This window comes from Kineosporia sp. R_H_3 (assembly GCF_002198675.1).
Lineage (GTDB): Bacteria > Actinomycetota > Actinomycetes > Actinomycetales > Kineosporiaceae > R-H-3.
This window is the reverse complement of sequence record NZ_MWLL01000148.1, coordinates 1-14,188: the sequence shown is the minus strand read 5'-3', so window position 1 is coordinate 14,188 and position 14,188 is coordinate 1. Positions and strand designations below refer to the sequence as shown.

Sequence of the window (14,188 nt, the reverse complement as noted above, 5' to 3'; positions counted from 1 at the left end):
GGGCACGCAGGGCGCCCCGCCCGGTGCCCCGTCGCGGCGCCCTGCGTGCCCTCCCGCGCGTCCTCGCGCTCGTCGCCGTCGTCGGCCTGGGCGCCGCCGCGCTCGAGGCCGTCCAGCGCTGGGAACCGGCGACCACGCCCGCCCCCGCGGCGCAGGTCCTGCCCGTCACCGCGTCCGCCGCCGTCCCGGTCTGCCCCGGGCCGGAGCCGCTGCAGGCCCCCGAGGGCGGCCGCGCCGTCGCCGCGCCGGGGCCGACCGTCGTCGGCGCGCTCGTCGTCCCGGCCGGCCTCGTCGGCGCCGACGGCACGGTGTCCGTGGGCGGTACGGCCTCGGCCCGGCTCTCGACGATGACCCGGGCGTCGGACGACGCGGAGGCCGACGGGCCCGCGACTGGCACCCGGTTCACGGCGGCCGAGGGCGCGGGCGTCGTCCGCCGCACCGTCGCCCTCGCGACGACGAAGGCCGCCGCCGCCCTCCCGCTGCGGGTGGACGCCGACCGTGCCGCCGGCTCGGCCCCCGTCGTCGCCGCGACCCAGGTGACGCTCGCCTCGACCGGTGACCTGCGCGGCCTGTCCGCGGTGTCCTGCGGGGTCGCCTCGACGTCGTCCTGGCTCGTCGGCGGCGGCACCCAGGACGGCCGCCGCGCCCGGCTGCTGCTCGCCAACCCCGCCCCCGCGCCAGCCGTCGTCGGGATCGCCGTCCTCGGCCCCGACGGCCGCGTCCCGACCCCGTCGACCCAGGAGCTCGTCGTCCCTGCGGGCGGCCAGGTGAGCGTGCTCCTCGACGCCGTCGCCCCCGGCCTGGACGCGATCGCCGTCCACGTGACGACCCGCAGCGGCCGGGTCGCGGCGACGCTCCACGACGAGGTCGTCCGCGGGCTGTCCCCGGGCGGCACGGACGGCGTCACCGGCTCCCGGGCGCCCTCGAAGCGCCAGGTCGTGCCGGGCATCGACGTCGCCGCGGACCAGGCGGAGGACCTCCGCGAGGACCCGACGGCACCCGGCGCGGTCGCCGTCCGGGTCGCCGTCCCCGGCACGTCGGACGCCATCGTCCGGGTCCGGCTGCTCGGCCCCGACGGACCCGTCGACCTGCCGCGCGCCGTCCGGACGGTGCCCGCCGGCACCGTGGCCGACCTGCCCGTCACCGGCGTGAAGGCCGGGCTCTACACGGCCGTCGTCGAGGCCGACGTGCCCGTCGTCGCCGCCGGCCTGCTCGGCCGGGCCTCGGCGGAGGGCAGCACCTCGGGCGGTGCGGACGGCGTCCCCGACGTCCTGCCCGGCGACGTCGCCACCGGGGACCTCGCCTGGGTGGCGTCGGCGTCCGCCGTCGACGGGACCTCGGCGGTCTCCACGCCGGAGGGCGCGGGCGTGACGACCCGGCTCGCCCTCGGCGCGGTCGACGCCGCCCGCGTCGTCGTCGTCCCGGTCGCCCGCGACGGGTCCCCGCTCAAGGCGCGCACGGTCGACCTCGCGGCCGGCACCACGGCCACGGTGGAGATCCCGGCGGAGGTCGGCGGCGCCGTCCTGCGCACCCTGAGCGGGGCCGTCTACCCGGCGATCGTGCTCACCGCGTCGGACCGCACCGGCCCGCTCGTGGCCGCGGCCGCCGTCCGCACCGGGGGGATCGTCGCCCCGGAGGACGCCCGCACCGTCGTCGAGGACGACCGGACCGGGCTGCGGTAGCGCCGGTCCGGGGCCGGGCGGTTCAGTCGCCGAGGTCCTCGCCGTACCGCGGGTCGACCTGCTCGGGCGTGAGGTCGAGCAGGTGCGCGACCTGCTCGACGACGACCTCGTGGACGAGCGCGGCGACGTCGCGGCCGTCCGGGGCCCGGGTCTCGACCGGGCGCCGGTAGACGACGACGCGCGGCGCCAGCGCCCCCTGGGACGGGAAGAACCGCCCGAGCGGGACCTCGCCGTGCTCCCACGGGGCCGGGTCGCTCGGCGGGACGTCCTCGACGGCGAACTCGACGCCCTCGAGCTCGGTGGCCCAGCGCCGTTCGAGGCGTTCCACGGAGTCCAGGACGTGGTCGTCGAAGATCTCCGCGCGGGTCCGCCACGCGGGCAGGTCCGGGGGCACGAGCGGCCCGCGGACGCCGCGGCCGTGCCGGTCCCGGCGGCGGCCCCGCGGGGCCGGCCACGCCGACGGGAGGGTCGCCCGGGGGGCGAGCGGTCCCGTCGGGGGAGTGGGCCTGCGCGGCATGCCGCCAGCGTACGCAGCCGCCGGCCCGGCACCGCACGGGACGCCGGCCGACCCACCGGACGGCCAACCGGACAGCGTCCGCACGGCGACCCGGACGGCGTCCCGACGACCGGGGACGGCGTTTCGTGGACGGCGCCGGTGCGCAGCGGGGTAACCTCACGCCGTGGCTGGAGTGCGGCGCTGTTCGAAGACGGCTTGCGGCCGTCCGGCTGTGGCGACGCTGACGTACGTCTACTCCGACTCCACGGCCGTCCTCGGCCCGCTCGCGACCTACGCCGAGCCGCACTGCTACGACCTGTGCGCCGACCACGCGGACCGGCTCACGGCCCCGCGCGGCTGGGAGGTCGTCCGGCTCGCGCCCGAGCACGAGACTGCCGGCCCGTCGCACGACGACCTCGTCGCCCTGGCGGACGCCGTCCGCGAGGCCGCCCGGCCGCGCCCCGAGGCCGACCCGGCCGTCGGCCGCGGTGAGTCGGCGGCCCTCGAGGTCGGCCGCCGCGGGCACCTGCGCGTGCTCCGCGACCCCGCGCGCTGACGCCGTCCGCAGCACGTCACCCCGCCCCGTCCCGCAGCGTGACCGGGGGACCGCCGCGTCACCCGGGCGCACGCGTGCCGTCCGGGTCACGCCGCCGGACGGGTGGCTCCGTCGCGTGACGTCACAGCGGCCCGCCCGTCAGCCACCCGGCCGAACGCCGTCACCCGACACGCCCGGCGCCGGGCGACACGCGGCCCGCTAAACCTCCGGACGGGTGATGCCGAGAAGAACTCGTCGGACGACGAGAGCCGCCCCGGGCGGGCGGCCTCGCGCAACGTGCACCATCCGTGACCGGAGGACATCCCCGTGGCCGCAACCCCTCGGATCCCCAGCCCGCGCACCGCTCTCGACACCGCCCCGCGGATCCGCCGCCGCGGTCGCACGCAGGTCATCGAGGCGCCCCTGGGCAGCCTGACGCAGCGCGACCACCGGGTCACCGCAGCCTGCCGCGGCTGCGGCAGCCCGCACGTGACGCGGCTGTCGATGAGCCTCACCGACGGCACGCCGGTCGAGTTCACCTCCTGCCACCGCTGCGAGCACCGCACGTGGGAGAACGGCGGCGGCGAGCTCTCCGTCGACACCGTCATCGAGCGCACGCGGAAGAGCTGACCTCGTCGCAGGGTCGTCACAGGCGTCACAGTCCGCGCCTTCCGGACGGCGTGACCGCGCCGCGTCGATAGGCTCGGGGCGTGCGCAGCCTGGAGAACGTCGTCAAGGCCTATGACGTCAGGGGCCTCGTCGGCCCGGATCTGGACGCCGAGGTGACCCGGGCCCTGGGGGTCGCGTTCGCCGAGGTCGTCGTCCTCGCCGAGACCGCCGGGGGGAGCCCGAAGGCCGTCGTCGGGCACGACATGCGGCCCTCCTCTCCGGAGCTGTCGAGGGCCTTCGCCGACGGCCTCGCGAGCTGTGGCGTCGACGTGACGCTCATCGGGCTCGCGAGCACCGACGGCCTGTACTACGCGAGCGGGGCCCTCGGCGCCCCCGGCGCGATGTTCACCGCGAGCCACAACCCGGCCGCCTACAACGGCATCAAGCTGTGCCGGGCGGGCGCCCGGCCGGTCAGCCAGGACACCGGCCTGCGCGCGGTCCGGGAGCGGGCCGAGGCCCTGCTCAACGACGCGGACGCCGCCCGCGCCGCCGCCGACGAGGCCGCGGCCCGCACGCCGGGCGCGGTCCACGAGGCGGACATGCTCCGCGGCTACGCCGAGCACCTGCGCGGCCTCGTCGACCTGTCGGGCAGCCGCCCGCTCAAGGTCGTCGTCGACGCCGGCAACGGGATGGGCGGGCTGACGACGCCCGCCGTCCTCGGCGACGCCGCCGGGCTGCCGGCGCTGCCGCTGGAGATCGTCCCGCTGTACTTCGAGCTCGACGGCACCTTCCCCAACCACGAGGCGAACCCGCTCGAGCCGGCGAACCTGCGCGACCTGCAGGCCAAGGTCGTCGAGGTCGGGGCGGACGTCGGCCTCGCCTTCGACGGGGACGCCGACCGCTGCTTCGTCATCGACGAGAAGGGCGACCCGGTCAGCCCGAGCGCCGTCACCGCGCTCGTCGCCCGCCGCGAGATCGGCAAGGAGCGCGCCGCCGGCCGCGAGGCCACGGTCATCTACAACCTCATCACGTCGCACGCGGTGCCGGAGATCATCGCCGAGTCCGGCGGCAAGGGGATCCGGACCAGGGTCGGCCACTCGTTCATCAAGGCCGAGATGGCCGCGGCCGACGCCGTCTTCGGCGGCGAGCACTCGGCGCACTACTACTTCCGCGACTTCTGGTTCGCCGACACCGGGATGCTCGCGGCCATGCACGTGCTCGCCGCGCTCGGCGAGCAGGACGGGCCGCTGTCGGTCCTCGGCGCCGACTACGAGCGCTACGTCGCCAGCGGCGAGATCAACTCCCGGGTGGACGACGTGGTCGCCGCGGCGGCCCGGGTCGAGGCGGCCTTCGGCGGCCGGGACGGCGTCGAGGTCGACCGGCTCGACGGCCTCACGGTGACGCACGCGGGGGCACCGATGTGGTGGTTCAACCTGCGCCCGAGCAACACCGAGCCCCTGCTGCGGCTCAACGCGGAGGCCGTCGACACCCCGACGATGGCCGGGCTGCGCGACGAGGTGCTCGGCATCGTCCGGCAGGGCTGACACCCGCCGGGCCCGCTCCGGGCCCGGCGTGGCCGACGGCACGCCGCCGCGTGCGGCCCCTGGGCGCGGCGCGCGGCCGCATACGACAGGATGTCCCCGTGAGCACGATCGAACCCTGGCTGCGCGAGATCCTGCGCTGCCCCGCCTGCAGCGGGGTCCTGCGCGACGGCTCCGGCCCGGAGGGCACGCCCGAGCTGCAGTGCACGGCGTGCTCCCTGGCCTACCGCGTCGACGACGGCATCCCGGTGCTGCTCGTCGACGAGGCCCGCTCCTTCTCCTGAGGTGGCACCCGTGGCACTGGACGAGCAGCTCCTCGACGACCCCGACGCCCTGGCCCAGGCCGACCCGTCCGGGTCGCTGCGCGCGCTCGCGAGCGCCGGCGCCCAGGTGCGCGCGGCGGTCCGTGCCGCGGAGGAGGCCGGCGTCGACCGGTTGACGCGGGACGGCCGGCCGCGCGCGGTCGTCGTCGCGAGCCTCGGCGGCTCCGCCGTCGTCGGCGACGTGCTGACGATGCTCGCGGGCAGCGGCTCGCCGGTGCAGGTCTCGGTGCGGCGCGGCATGCCGCTGCCGGGCTGGGTCGGCCCGCTCGACCTCGTCGTCGCGGTGTCGATGTCCGGCCGGGCCCCCGGCCCGCTGGGGCTGGCCGCCGAGGCCGCCCGCCGCGGCGCCCGGCTGCTCACGGTCGGCACCGCGGGCTCGCCGCTCGCCGAGGTCGCGATCCGCACGAACGGCGTCCACGTGCCGGTGGCACCGGCTGCGACGACCGCCGGCCGGGCGTCCCGGATGGCGCTGTGGGCGCTGCTGACCCCCGTGCTGACGGCCGGGCACGCGATCGGGCTGACCGACGTCTCGCCGACGCTGCTCGCCCGGGTCGCCGACCGGCTCGACGAGCACGCGACGACGTTCCGGCCGTCGTCCGACGCCTTCGTCAACCCCGCGAAGAGCCTCGCCCTGGACCTCGCGGACTGCGTGCCCGTCGTCCTCGGCGACGGCGACGTCACCGGCGTCGCCGCGAGCCGCGCGGTCGCGATGCTCGCCCGGACGGCGCGGGTGCCGGCGATGCGCGGCGCGCTCCCGGACGACGCCGGCGACGTCGTCGCGACCTTCGGCGGCCCGTTCGCCGCCCGGCCGGGCGACCTGTTCGCCGACCCGTTCGACGCCCCGACCGGCCCGCGGCTGCGCCTGCTGTTCCTGCGCGACGCGGAGCCGAGCGTCGAGCGGCCGGACGGCGCGTGGCTGGAGACCAGCCGCACCGCGGACGCCGTCCGGATCACCGCCGAGGAGGCGGGCGTCAAGGTCAGCGAGGCGACCGCGAACCCGGGGCACCCGATCGAGCGGTTCGCCGACCTCGTCGCGCTCACCGACTTCGCGTCGGTCTACCTCGCGCTCGCGTCCGGTCTGGACCCGTTGACGTCCCCGCACGTCGCGGACCTGCGCGACCGCACCCGCTGACGGCCGTCACCCGCACCTGCCACGTCTGAGGAGAAGCACGCATGTCCACCGAGGGCGGAACGAGGGCGATCATCGCCGCGCTGCTGGCGAACCTGGGGATCGCCGTCTCGAAGTTCGTCGCGTTCCTCATCACCCGGTCCAGCTCGATGCTCGCGGAGTCGATCCACTCGCTCGCGGACTCCGGCAACCAGGTGCTGCTGCTCGTCGGCGGCAAGCGCGCCTCCCGGGAGGCGACCCCCGAGCACCCGTTCGGCTACGGCCGGCAGCGGTACGTCTACGCGTTCATCGTCTCCATCGTGCTCTTCTCCGTCGGCGGTCTCTTCGCGCTCTACGAGGCGTGGCACAAGTGGGAGGACCCGCACGGCTTCGACGGCAACGAGGGCTGGGTCGCCATCGGCGTCCTCGTCGTCGCGATCGGCCTGGAGTCCTACTCGTTCCGGACGGCGATCAAGGAGTCGAACCACACCCGCGGCAAGCGGACCTGGGTCGAGTTCGTCCGGACGTCCAAGTCGCCCGAGCTGCCCGTCGTCCTCCTGGAGGACCTCGCCGCGCTCCTCGGCCTCGTGTTCGCGCTGGTCGGCGTCGGCCTGACGATCGCGACGGACGACGGCCACTGGGACGCCGTCGGCACCGCGCTCATCGGGTTCCTCCTGGTCTCGGTCGCCGCCGTCCTCGCCGTCGAGATGAACTCGCTGCTCATCGGTGAGTCGGCGACCAGGGACGACGTCGCCGCCATCGAGAAGGCCCTCGTCGGCCCCGGAGTCGGCCGCGTCATCCACATGAAGACCCTGCACCTCGGCCCCGAGGAGCTCCTCGTCGCCGCGAAGATCGCCGTCGGCGCGACCGACAGCGCCCAGGACGTCGCCGAGGCCATCGACGCCGCCGAGAAGCGGGTCCGGGCGGCGGTCCCGATCGCCCGCGTCATCTACCTCGAGCCGGACATCGACCGGAGCCCGGGCGCGACGACCTCCTCGTCGGAAGCGGTCGTCGCCGGCTGAGAGGTCTCAGGCGGCTCAGCCCGGCAGCCGCTCCTCGAGGATGCGCAGGATGGCCGCCTGACCGCTCTTGAGGTCGCTCACGTCCGTCTTGAGGCCCGCCACGTCCGTCTTGAGGCCCGCCACGTCCGTCTTGAGTTCTGCGACGTCTGTCTTGAGGCCCGCGACGTCTGTCTTGAGTTCTGCGACGTCGCCCCTGAGCTCTTCCTGGCCGACGACCAGAGCGCCGACGGTGCCCGCCAGCGACAGGAGCGTGGCGCCCTGCGCGTCCAACCGGAGGCCGTGCTCGATCTGGGTCTCGCGCAGGGCGTTGAGGGCCTTCGTGTACCCACGACGTGCGGCGTCCTCGTCCTCCTTGATGGAGGCCAGGACCCGCAGCGACTCCCGGGTCTCGGCACGAAAGGCCTCGAACTCCTCCCGCAGGTTGTCCGGCTGGCTCATGGGCCCAGCGTGCCACGAACCGGCCCGACGGTGCGTGAGTCGTCCACAGGCTCCGCCCGACGCCCGGCGAACCTGTCGGGTGACAGGTCGGCACCTGTCGCCCGACAGATTCGGCCTGCCAGGCCAGTGACGCGGACGCCCGATGCATGGTTTTTTTGTATCTATGTACCTGCGGACGACGACGAGGCGCGCCGGCGACGGCACCGTCGTCCGCTACGTCCAGCTCGCGCACAACCGGCGCGTGAACGGCGTGACCCAGGCGCAGGTCCTCGTCAACCTCGGCCGCGAGGAGCACCTCGACCTCGACGGCCTACGCCGGCTCGTCGCGTCGATCCGCCGGTGGACCGGCGACGACGAGCCGACCGGCTCGCCGTCCCCGCAGGGAGCGGCGGACAGGCCGCAGGCCGACGGCGCGTTCGGGGCGCTGCGGGTCGTCGACGTCCGGCCGCTCGGCGCGGTCTGGCTCCTCGACGGGCTCTGGAAGGCGCTCGGGGTCGACGTCGCACTGGCCGCCGGGGCCGACGCCCGCCGCTGGACCTCGGACGCCGAGCGCGTCGCCTTCGCCTGCGCCGCCGTCCGGGCCGTCGAGCCGGACGCCGCGACGTCGCTCCACGAGTGGGTCCGCCGGTGCGTGCTCGTCCCCGGGCTGGAGTCGGTGACGCCCGGCGAGATCCCCGCCGTCGCCGCCCTCGTCGCCGCGACCGACCTCGACCTGCGCCTCGGCGCCATATGCCCCGGCCGCCCGCGCCCGCCCGCGGCCCTCGAGGCGTTCCGCTCCACCGCCGACCGGGTCGCGTTCGGCACCCGGGTCGTCGCCTGGCTCGCGGCGTCCCTCGTCGCGACCGTCGAGCACCGCACCGGCCTGCCCTGGGTCGTCGTCCGCGGCGACCTCGCCCGGATCGCGGCCGTCGCGCTCACCGGACCGCACGGCTCCATGACCGCCGTGTCCGAACCGACCCCCGCCCAGCGCGACCTCTTCGAGGCCTGCGGCGTCGGCGCCCCGCCCCGCGTCCTCGACGTGACCCTCATCTGAGGCACCGGCCCCCGAGGCACCGGAACCCTGAGGCGTTGCCCCCGGGTCACCGCTTGCTCTGCCATCACCAGCGAGCCAGTGGCCCGGTGCCGCCGACCACAACGCAACCGCAACCAGCCTTCCGGCGGCACAAGGGCCCGGGAACGGCGGTTCTGGTTGCGTTGTGGTGATCCCGAGCCACAGGGTGGCCGATGCCTGCTCAGTGGGCGGTCCGGCGCCACAGGTTCGTGGTTGCTCTGCGACGCCCCGGACGGCGACCGGGGTGTCGGCCGGCAACGACGAACCTGTGGCGCGTCCGGTGCCGGCTCGTGTCCCCGGCCGTGAACGTCCCGCCCGTCGCCCCGACGCACCTCGGGCCCGGCGCCGGTGGACGGCGTCGGGCCCGGGTGCGCCGGGCGGTACGGCCTCGGACCGCCCGGCCGGCGGGACGTCAGAAGCTCGACATCGGCACGCCCATGCCGGGGTCGATCTTCACCGGCCCTGCCGACGACGGCGCGACCGGGAAGTCGAAGATCGCCGTCGGGATGTACACCGTCGAGCACGAGTTCGGGATGTCGACGACACCCGACAGCCGGCCCTCGATCGGCGCGGCGCCGAGGATCATGTACGCCTGGATCGCGCTGTACCCGAACGTCGTCAGGTAGTCGATCGCGTGCAGGCAGGCCCGCTGGTACGACAGGTGCGAGTCGAGGTAGCGCTGCTCGCCGTCCAGCGTCACGGACGTCCCGGAGAACGCGAGCCACTGGCTGTACTGCGGGTCGACGTTGCCCGGCATGAAGATCGCGTTCTCGCTCACGCCGTAGGTCGCCATGCCGCCCTTGATGACCTCGACGCGCAGGTCCATGAACCCGCCCATCTCGATGGCGCCGCAGAAGGTGATCTCGCCGTCGCCCTGCGAGAAGTGCAGGTCGCCCATCGACAGGTTCGCCCCGGAGACGAAGACCGGGTAGAAGACCCGCGTCCCCTTCGTGAGGTTCTTGATGTCCTGGTTGCCGCCGTTCTCGCGCGGCGGCGCCGTCCGCGCGGCCTCGGCGGCGGCGCGGGTGAAGTCGTCGCCGGACAGGCTCCCGAGGATCGCGCTGTCGGGCAGCGGCGGCAGCGCGAGCGGCGGCACCCGGGTCGGGTTCGTGTCGATGAGCGCCTGCTCGCGGGCGTTCCACTTCGCGAGCAGGGCGGCGGACGGCGCCGTGCCCATGAGCCCCGGGTGGACGATGCCGGTGAAGGCGACGTGCGGCACGTGCCGGGACGTCGCGACGCCGCCGGTGAAGTCCCAGATCACCTTGTAGGCGTCGGGGAACTGCTCGGTGAGGAAGCCGCCGCCGTTCTGGGTCGCGAAGACGCCGGTATAGCCCCAGCCCTGGCCGGCGAGCGGGCCGGAGTCCTCCTGCGGGATCGGGCCCACGTCGAGGATGTCGACGACGAGCAGGTCGCCCGGCTCGGCGCCCTCGACGGCGATCGGCCCGGAGAGCACGTGGACGCCCGCGAGCGGGGCGTCGCGGATGTCGTCCGCGTTGTCGTCGTTGTGGATCGCGCCGTCGAACCACTCCCGGCAGTGCACCCGGAAGCTGTCGCCGGGCCGCACGTGCACCTGGGCCGGGATGTCCGGGTGCCAGCGGTTGTGGCCGACGATCTGCTGGTCGGTGAAGCTCTTCGTGGAGTCGAGCGGGAAGACGACCTCGGGCATGACGAACTCCTTCGTTCATCGCAGGGGGCGGTGGTGCGGCGGGTGGTGCCGGCGGACGACGGACAGCGGGACGACGGCGCGGGGGCCCCGCGCAGCCGGGCGTACAGCAGGCCGAAGACGACGACCCCGAAGACGGCGAGCCCGACGGCCCACGCGGAGCCGTTCGTGCCCCAGTTGCCGGTGAGCAGCAGGAACGCCGGCAGCGCCCCGGTGACCCAGCCCTGGACGGCGGCGACCCCGCCGGTGAAGCGCGCGAGGTCGTCCCGCCCCCGGCCCAGCAGGAGGAAGAACAGCGCCCAGAGGAAGGCCCAGTAGAGCCAGATGACCCCGAACGCCGGGTCGTCGGACCGGGTGAACGACAGGTACGAGTAGACGACCGCGCACACCGCGACGAACGCGGAGAACCAGCCGAGCCCGGTGCCGTCCAGCCCCATGAGCAGATTGAACGCGACGTACAGGTACGTGAACCCGAAGAGATAGAGCCCGGAGGCCCCGAGAATGACGTCCGGGTCGCCACCGGACTGCAGGATGAGAACGGTCGGCGTCACGACCTGGAGAATCCCGACGAAGATGTTCATCGGGGCTGCCGAGCGGGATTCCACCCAGCCCAGGAGCATCGCTCCGTTGATGAAGAGCACCGCTCCGACGTACAGGAGCCCGACACTGCCCACGGGCCTTGCACCTCCTTCACTGACCTGGTTCGCGGACCGCGCGCCGGCGGCGTGCGGCGGCACCGGCGGTGCCGCCGCACGGGGGTGCGGCGGGCGCCGGGCATGACGGATCGGGCGGGCGCCGGACGGCGTCGCGCGGGGGAGAGGGGGCGTGCGGCTACGGGCGGGGCAGCTTGGCCAGGGCCGGGTTCCGTTGGATCGCAACGGATCCCCGGCGGTCGACCCTGCCGGGCGGCAGTGCCGTGACGACCTCGGGCCGTTCCGCCGTCGCCTTCGTCGAGTCGATGAGGGCCATCCGCCGCGGGTCGGCGGTGGACAGCCTGGGTGGCGTCCACACCCGTCGTGCCGGCGCCGCGCAGCGCGGGCAGGTGCCGGTCTGCGGCGCCGTCCCCATCGCCGCGACGAGGTCGAACGGGCCGTCCGTCGTGCAGCGGTACGCGTAGGTCGCCATCGCTCACCTGCCTCGTCGTCGGGGGGTGCTGACGCAAATCTTGGTCACGTCTCAAAGGGTGCGTCAATACCGGTCACAGGCCCGCGTAAAATGCGTACGGGTCGTCCTCGGAATGCATTCCGGGAAATGTGGGCACACAATTCTCCGGGCCATTGCCGGTTCTTTTCTCGCGTCGGTCCGGGCGAATTCACGAGCCGGCGGCGGGCACGGGGCGTGGGCACCACCGGCCCGCACGGCCCGACCGTGGGCCGTGGGCACGGGCGGTAGGTCCACGGCCGCCGCGCGACGGCGGAGGTCGCGAGGGGCCGGGCCCGGGGCGGGCCGGGTGCCCGCGGTGTGGGCACACGGCGGCGCGTCAGAGCGGCGCGACGGTCACCCTGACCCCTGCGGCCCGCAGGGCGTCGAGTTCCGCGGCGTCGGCCGCGCCGTCCGTCACGAGCTCGTCGACCCGGTCCAGATCGGCCATCCGGGCCAGGGTGACCCGCCCGACCTTGGTGCCGTCGGCGACGACGACGACCCGCTGGGCGCGGGCGATCATCGCCCGGTTCGTCCGGGCCTCGGTCTCGTCGTGGGTCGTGAGCCCGCCGGCGACGCTCACCCCGTCGACGCCGACGAACGCCGTCCCGATGTTGATCCCGGACAGCACCTCCTCTGCCCACGGCCCGACGAGCTCGTAGGACTGCGGCCGGGAGACGCCGCCGACGACGATGAGCTTGACCCGGGGCCGCAGCACGAGGTCCATCGCGATGTTCAGCGCGTTCGTGACGATCGTCAGGTCCGTGCGGTCGGACAGCCTCCGGGCCACCTCGCTCGTCGTCGTCCCGCCGGTGAGGCTCACGACGTGCGGGCCCGACGGCAGCCCCCGGACGGCGGCCCGCGCGATCGCACGCTTGGCGTCCCGGTGCCGGCCGTCCCGGTAGCGGACGGGCAGCTCGTACGCGACGTCCTGCGCGAGCGCACCGCCGTGGGTGCGGGTCAGCAGGCGCTGCTCCTCGAGCAGCGCGAGGTCACGGCGCAGCGTCGCCTCGGAGACGCCGAGCGACCGGGCGAGCTCGCCGACGTGCACGGACCCCGAGTCCGTGAGCCGCCCGAGGATCGCCGACATCCGCTCGCTGCGCCGGGTCGACCGGGTCGTCATGGTCGAATCCTGACACGGCCGAACTGCGCGCTGCGCCCCGATCGTGCCGAGGTCCGGACGCAAACGCGCACGAACGGTGCGCACTTGGTCGCCATCTCTTGCTCGCCCGGCGCCCGCAGGCGTTGACTGCCGCGCATGCCGACCCCTGCCGCGCGCCCCCGTGTCGCCTTCGTCGGCGCGGGGAGCGTCGTCTTCACCAAGGACCTCCTCGCCGACCTCCTGCGCTTCCCCGAGCTCGCGGGCCTCACCGTCGCGCTCCACGACATCGACCCCGAACGGCTCGCGACCGCCGAGGCCATGGCGCACCGGGTCGCCGCCCAGGTCGGCGCGAAGCCCACGGTGACGACGCACCTCGACCGGGCCGCCGCCCTCGACGGCGCCGACTTCGTCGTCAACATGGCCCAGGTCGGCGGCATCGACGCGACCCGCACCGACTTCGACGTCCCCGCCCGCCACGGCCTGCGCCAGACCATCGCCGACACCATCGGGATCGGTGGCGTCTTCCGGCACCTGCGCACCGCCGTCCTGCTCGACGGCCTCGCCGCCGACATGGAGCGGGTCTGCCCCGACGCCTGGCTCCTCAACTACACGAACCCGATGGCCATGAACGTCACCTACCTCGCCGAGCGCGCGCCGAGGCTCAAGTTCGTGGGCCTGTGCCACTCCGTGTACTGGACCGTCGTGGGCCTCTGCGAGATCCTCGGCGTTCCCCACGAGGAGGTCACCTACACCTCGGCCGGCGTCAACCACCAGGCCTGGCTCCTGCGCTGGGAGCACGAGGGCGAGAGCCTCTACCCCCGCCTCGACGCCGCCATCGCCGCCGACCCCGAGCTGCGCCGCCGGGTCCGCGTCGACATGTACCGCCGCCTCGGCTACTACCCGACCGAGACGAGCGAGCACTCCAGCGAGTACGTCCCCTGGTACCTGCGCCACGACTCCGAGGTCGAGCGCCTGCGCCTCGACGTCGGCGCCTACGTGCGGATCAGCGAGGAGAACCTCGACGAGTACGCCGCGACCCGCGCCGCCCTCGCCGCCGGCACCGACCTCGAGCTCTCCGACACCACCGAGTACGCCCCGCAGGTCATCCACTCCATGGTCACCGGCACCCCGCGCACCATCGTCGGCAACGTCGCGAACACCGGCCTGATCCCGAACCTCCCCGCGAACCTCGGCGTCGAGGTCCCGTGCCTCGTCGACTCCGCCGGCGTCCGCCCCGTCCAGGTCGCACCCCTGCCCGCCCAGTGCGCCGCCCTGAACCGCACCTTCCTCGGCCCCGTCGAGCTCGCCGCCCGCGCCGCCCTCGACGGCGACCCGCGCGCGGTCCGGCACGCCGCCATGCTCGACCCCAACGCAGCGGCGTCCCTCACCGTGGACCAGCTCTGGTCCCTGTGCGACGACCTCGTCGCGGCCCACGGCGCGCTGCAGCCACAAGGGCCCGCGTGGCCGGCGAGCCATCC

At 75.0% G+C, this 14,188-nt stretch carries 14 protein-coding genes and 1 pseudogene; 9 read left to right on the top strand and 6 right to left on the bottom strand.

The annotated features are described in order from the left end of the window. A partial coding sequence (locus tag ECOMGDLI_RS34665) for a DUF5719 family protein (protein WP_158221012.1) occupies window positions 1-1,682 on the top strand: 1,682 nt, incomplete at its 5' end. Window positions 1,683-1,704: 22 nt separating this feature from the next. Here the strand turns inward: ECOMGDLI_RS34665 and ECOMGDLI_RS15035 are convergent. Then, window positions 1,705-2,199: a metallopeptidase family protein gene (locus ECOMGDLI_RS15035; RefSeq protein WP_088317634.1), complete on the bottom strand. Its 495-nt coding sequence runs from the start codon at window positions 2,197-2,199 to the stop codon at window positions 1,705-1,707. Between the two features lie 163 nt (window positions 2,200-2,362). Here ECOMGDLI_RS15035 and ECOMGDLI_RS15030 point away from each other — a divergent pair, with 163 nt between their 5' ends. The 6 genes from ECOMGDLI_RS15030 to ECOMGDLI_RS15005 all read left to right on the top strand — a co-directional run bounded on the left by ECOMGDLI_RS15030 (window position 2,363) and on the right by ECOMGDLI_RS15005 (window position 7,316). Further along, a complete protein-coding gene (locus ECOMGDLI_RS15030) occupies window positions 2,363-2,734 on the top strand; it encodes a DUF3499 domain-containing protein (protein ID WP_088317631.1) in 372 nt (123 codons plus the stop codon). Window positions 2,735-3,040: 306 nt separating this feature from the next. Next, entirely contained in the window at window positions 3,041-3,343 is a 303-nt protein-coding gene (locus ECOMGDLI_RS15025; RefSeq protein WP_088282829.1) for a hypothetical protein, read from the top strand. An 80-nt stretch (window positions 3,344-3,423) separates the two neighbouring features. Continuing rightward, window positions 3,424-4,866, top strand: coding sequence for a phosphomannomutase/phosphoglucomutase (locus ECOMGDLI_RS15020; protein ID WP_088317630.1), 1,443 nt, complete (start codon window positions 3,424-3,426; stop codon window positions 4,864-4,866). 98 nt (window positions 4,867-4,964) lie between these two features. Continuing rightward, window positions 4,965-5,147 (top strand): Trm112 family protein, encoded by a 183-nt coding sequence (locus tag ECOMGDLI_RS15015; RefSeq protein ID WP_088282833.1) that lies wholly within the window; start codon window positions 4,965-4,967, stop codon window positions 5,145-5,147. 10 nt (window positions 5,148-5,157) lie between these two features. Then, window positions 5,158-6,318, top strand: a complete 1,161-nt coding sequence (locus tag ECOMGDLI_RS15010) for an SIS domain-containing protein (RefSeq protein ID WP_088317633.1) — start codon at window positions 5,158-5,160, stop codon at window positions 6,316-6,318. 41 nt (window positions 6,319-6,359) lie between these two features. Beyond that, window positions 6,360-7,316 (top strand): cation diffusion facilitator family transporter, encoded by a 957-nt coding sequence (locus tag ECOMGDLI_RS15005; protein ID WP_088317629.1) that lies wholly within the window; start codon window positions 6,360-6,362, stop codon window positions 7,314-7,316. A 15-nt stretch (window positions 7,317-7,331) separates the two neighbouring features. Here ECOMGDLI_RS15005 and ECOMGDLI_RS35355 read toward each other — a convergent pair whose 3' ends face one another. After that, the gene (locus tag ECOMGDLI_RS35355; RefSeq protein WP_198954878.1) at window positions 7,332-7,754 is read right to left on the bottom strand and encodes a hypothetical protein; all 423 of its coding nucleotides are present in this window, start codon (window positions 7,752-7,754) and stop codon (window positions 7,332-7,334) included. A gap of 163 nt (window positions 7,755-7,917) precedes the next feature. Between ECOMGDLI_RS35355 and ECOMGDLI_RS14995 the strand changes: the two genes are divergently transcribed. Further along, on the top strand, window positions 7,918-8,787 hold the full coding sequence (locus ECOMGDLI_RS14995) for a hypothetical protein (protein ID WP_088317628.1): 870 nt from the start codon (window positions 7,918-7,920) through the stop codon (window positions 8,785-8,787). Between the two features lie 430 nt (window positions 8,788-9,217). Here the strand turns inward: ECOMGDLI_RS14995 and fmdA are convergent, their stop codons facing one another. The 4 genes and pseudogenes from fmdA to ECOMGDLI_RS14975 all read right to left on the bottom strand — a co-directional run bounded on the left by fmdA (window position 9,218) and on the right by ECOMGDLI_RS14975 (window position 12,731). Next, window positions 9,218-10,471 (bottom strand): formamidase, encoded by a 1,254-nt coding sequence (fmdA, locus tag ECOMGDLI_RS14990; RefSeq protein ID WP_088317627.1) that lies wholly within the window; start codon window positions 10,469-10,471, stop codon window positions 9,218-9,220. A 50-nt stretch (window positions 10,472-10,521) separates the two neighbouring features. After that, window positions 10,522-11,142 (bottom strand): annotated as a pseudogene (locus ECOMGDLI_RS36830) (AmiS/UreI family transporter); the annotation flags it as partial. A 157-nt stretch (window positions 11,143-11,299) separates the two neighbouring features. Beyond that, entirely contained in the window at window positions 11,300-11,593 is a 294-nt protein-coding gene (locus ECOMGDLI_RS14980) for a zinc ribbon domain-containing protein (RefSeq protein WP_088317626.1), read from the bottom strand. Window positions 11,594-11,948: 355 nt separating this feature from the next. Further along, the gene (locus ECOMGDLI_RS14975) at window positions 11,949-12,731 is read right to left on the bottom strand and encodes a DeoR/GlpR family DNA-binding transcription regulator (protein WP_088317625.1); all 783 of its coding nucleotides are present in this window, start codon (window positions 12,729-12,731) and stop codon (window positions 11,949-11,951) included. Window positions 12,732-12,866: 135 nt separating this feature from the next. On the opposite strand from ECOMGDLI_RS14975, the gene ECOMGDLI_RS14970 reads away from it, so the two are divergent. Beyond that, window positions 12,867-14,188: alpha-glucosidase/alpha-galactosidase (locus ECOMGDLI_RS14970; RefSeq protein ID WP_143447722.1), on the top strand; the 1,322-nt coding region annotated here is incomplete at its 3' end.

Bases quoted from the DNA above. Each gene is read 5' to 3' on its own strand.
- ECOMGDLI_RS15035 (WP_088317634.1), bottom strand. From the start codon at position 2,199: ATGCCGCGCAGGCCCACTCCCCCGACGGGACCGCTCGCCCCCCGGGCG.
- ECOMGDLI_RS15005 (WP_088317629.1), top strand. From the start codon at position 6,360: ATGTCCACCGAGGGCGGAACGAGGGCGATCATCGCCGCGCTGCTGGCG.
- ECOMGDLI_RS35355 (WP_198954878.1), bottom strand. From the start codon at position 7,754: ATGAGCCAGCCGGACAACCTGCGGGAGGAGTTCGAGGCCTTTCGTGCC.
- ECOMGDLI_RS14995 (WP_088317628.1), top strand. From the start codon at position 7,918: ATGTACCTGCGGACGACGACGAGGCGCGCCGGCGACGGCACCGTCGTC.
- fmdA (WP_088317627.1), bottom strand. From the start codon at position 10,471: ATGCCCGAGGTCGTCTTCCCGCTCGACTCCACGAAGAGCTTCACCGAC.
- ECOMGDLI_RS14980 (WP_088317626.1), bottom strand. From the start codon at position 11,593: ATGGCGACCTACGCGTACCGCTGCACGACGGACGGCCCGTTCGACCTC.
- ECOMGDLI_RS14975 (WP_088317625.1), bottom strand. From the start codon at position 12,731: ATGACGACCCGGTCGACCCGGCGCAGCGAGCGGATGTCGGCGATCCTC.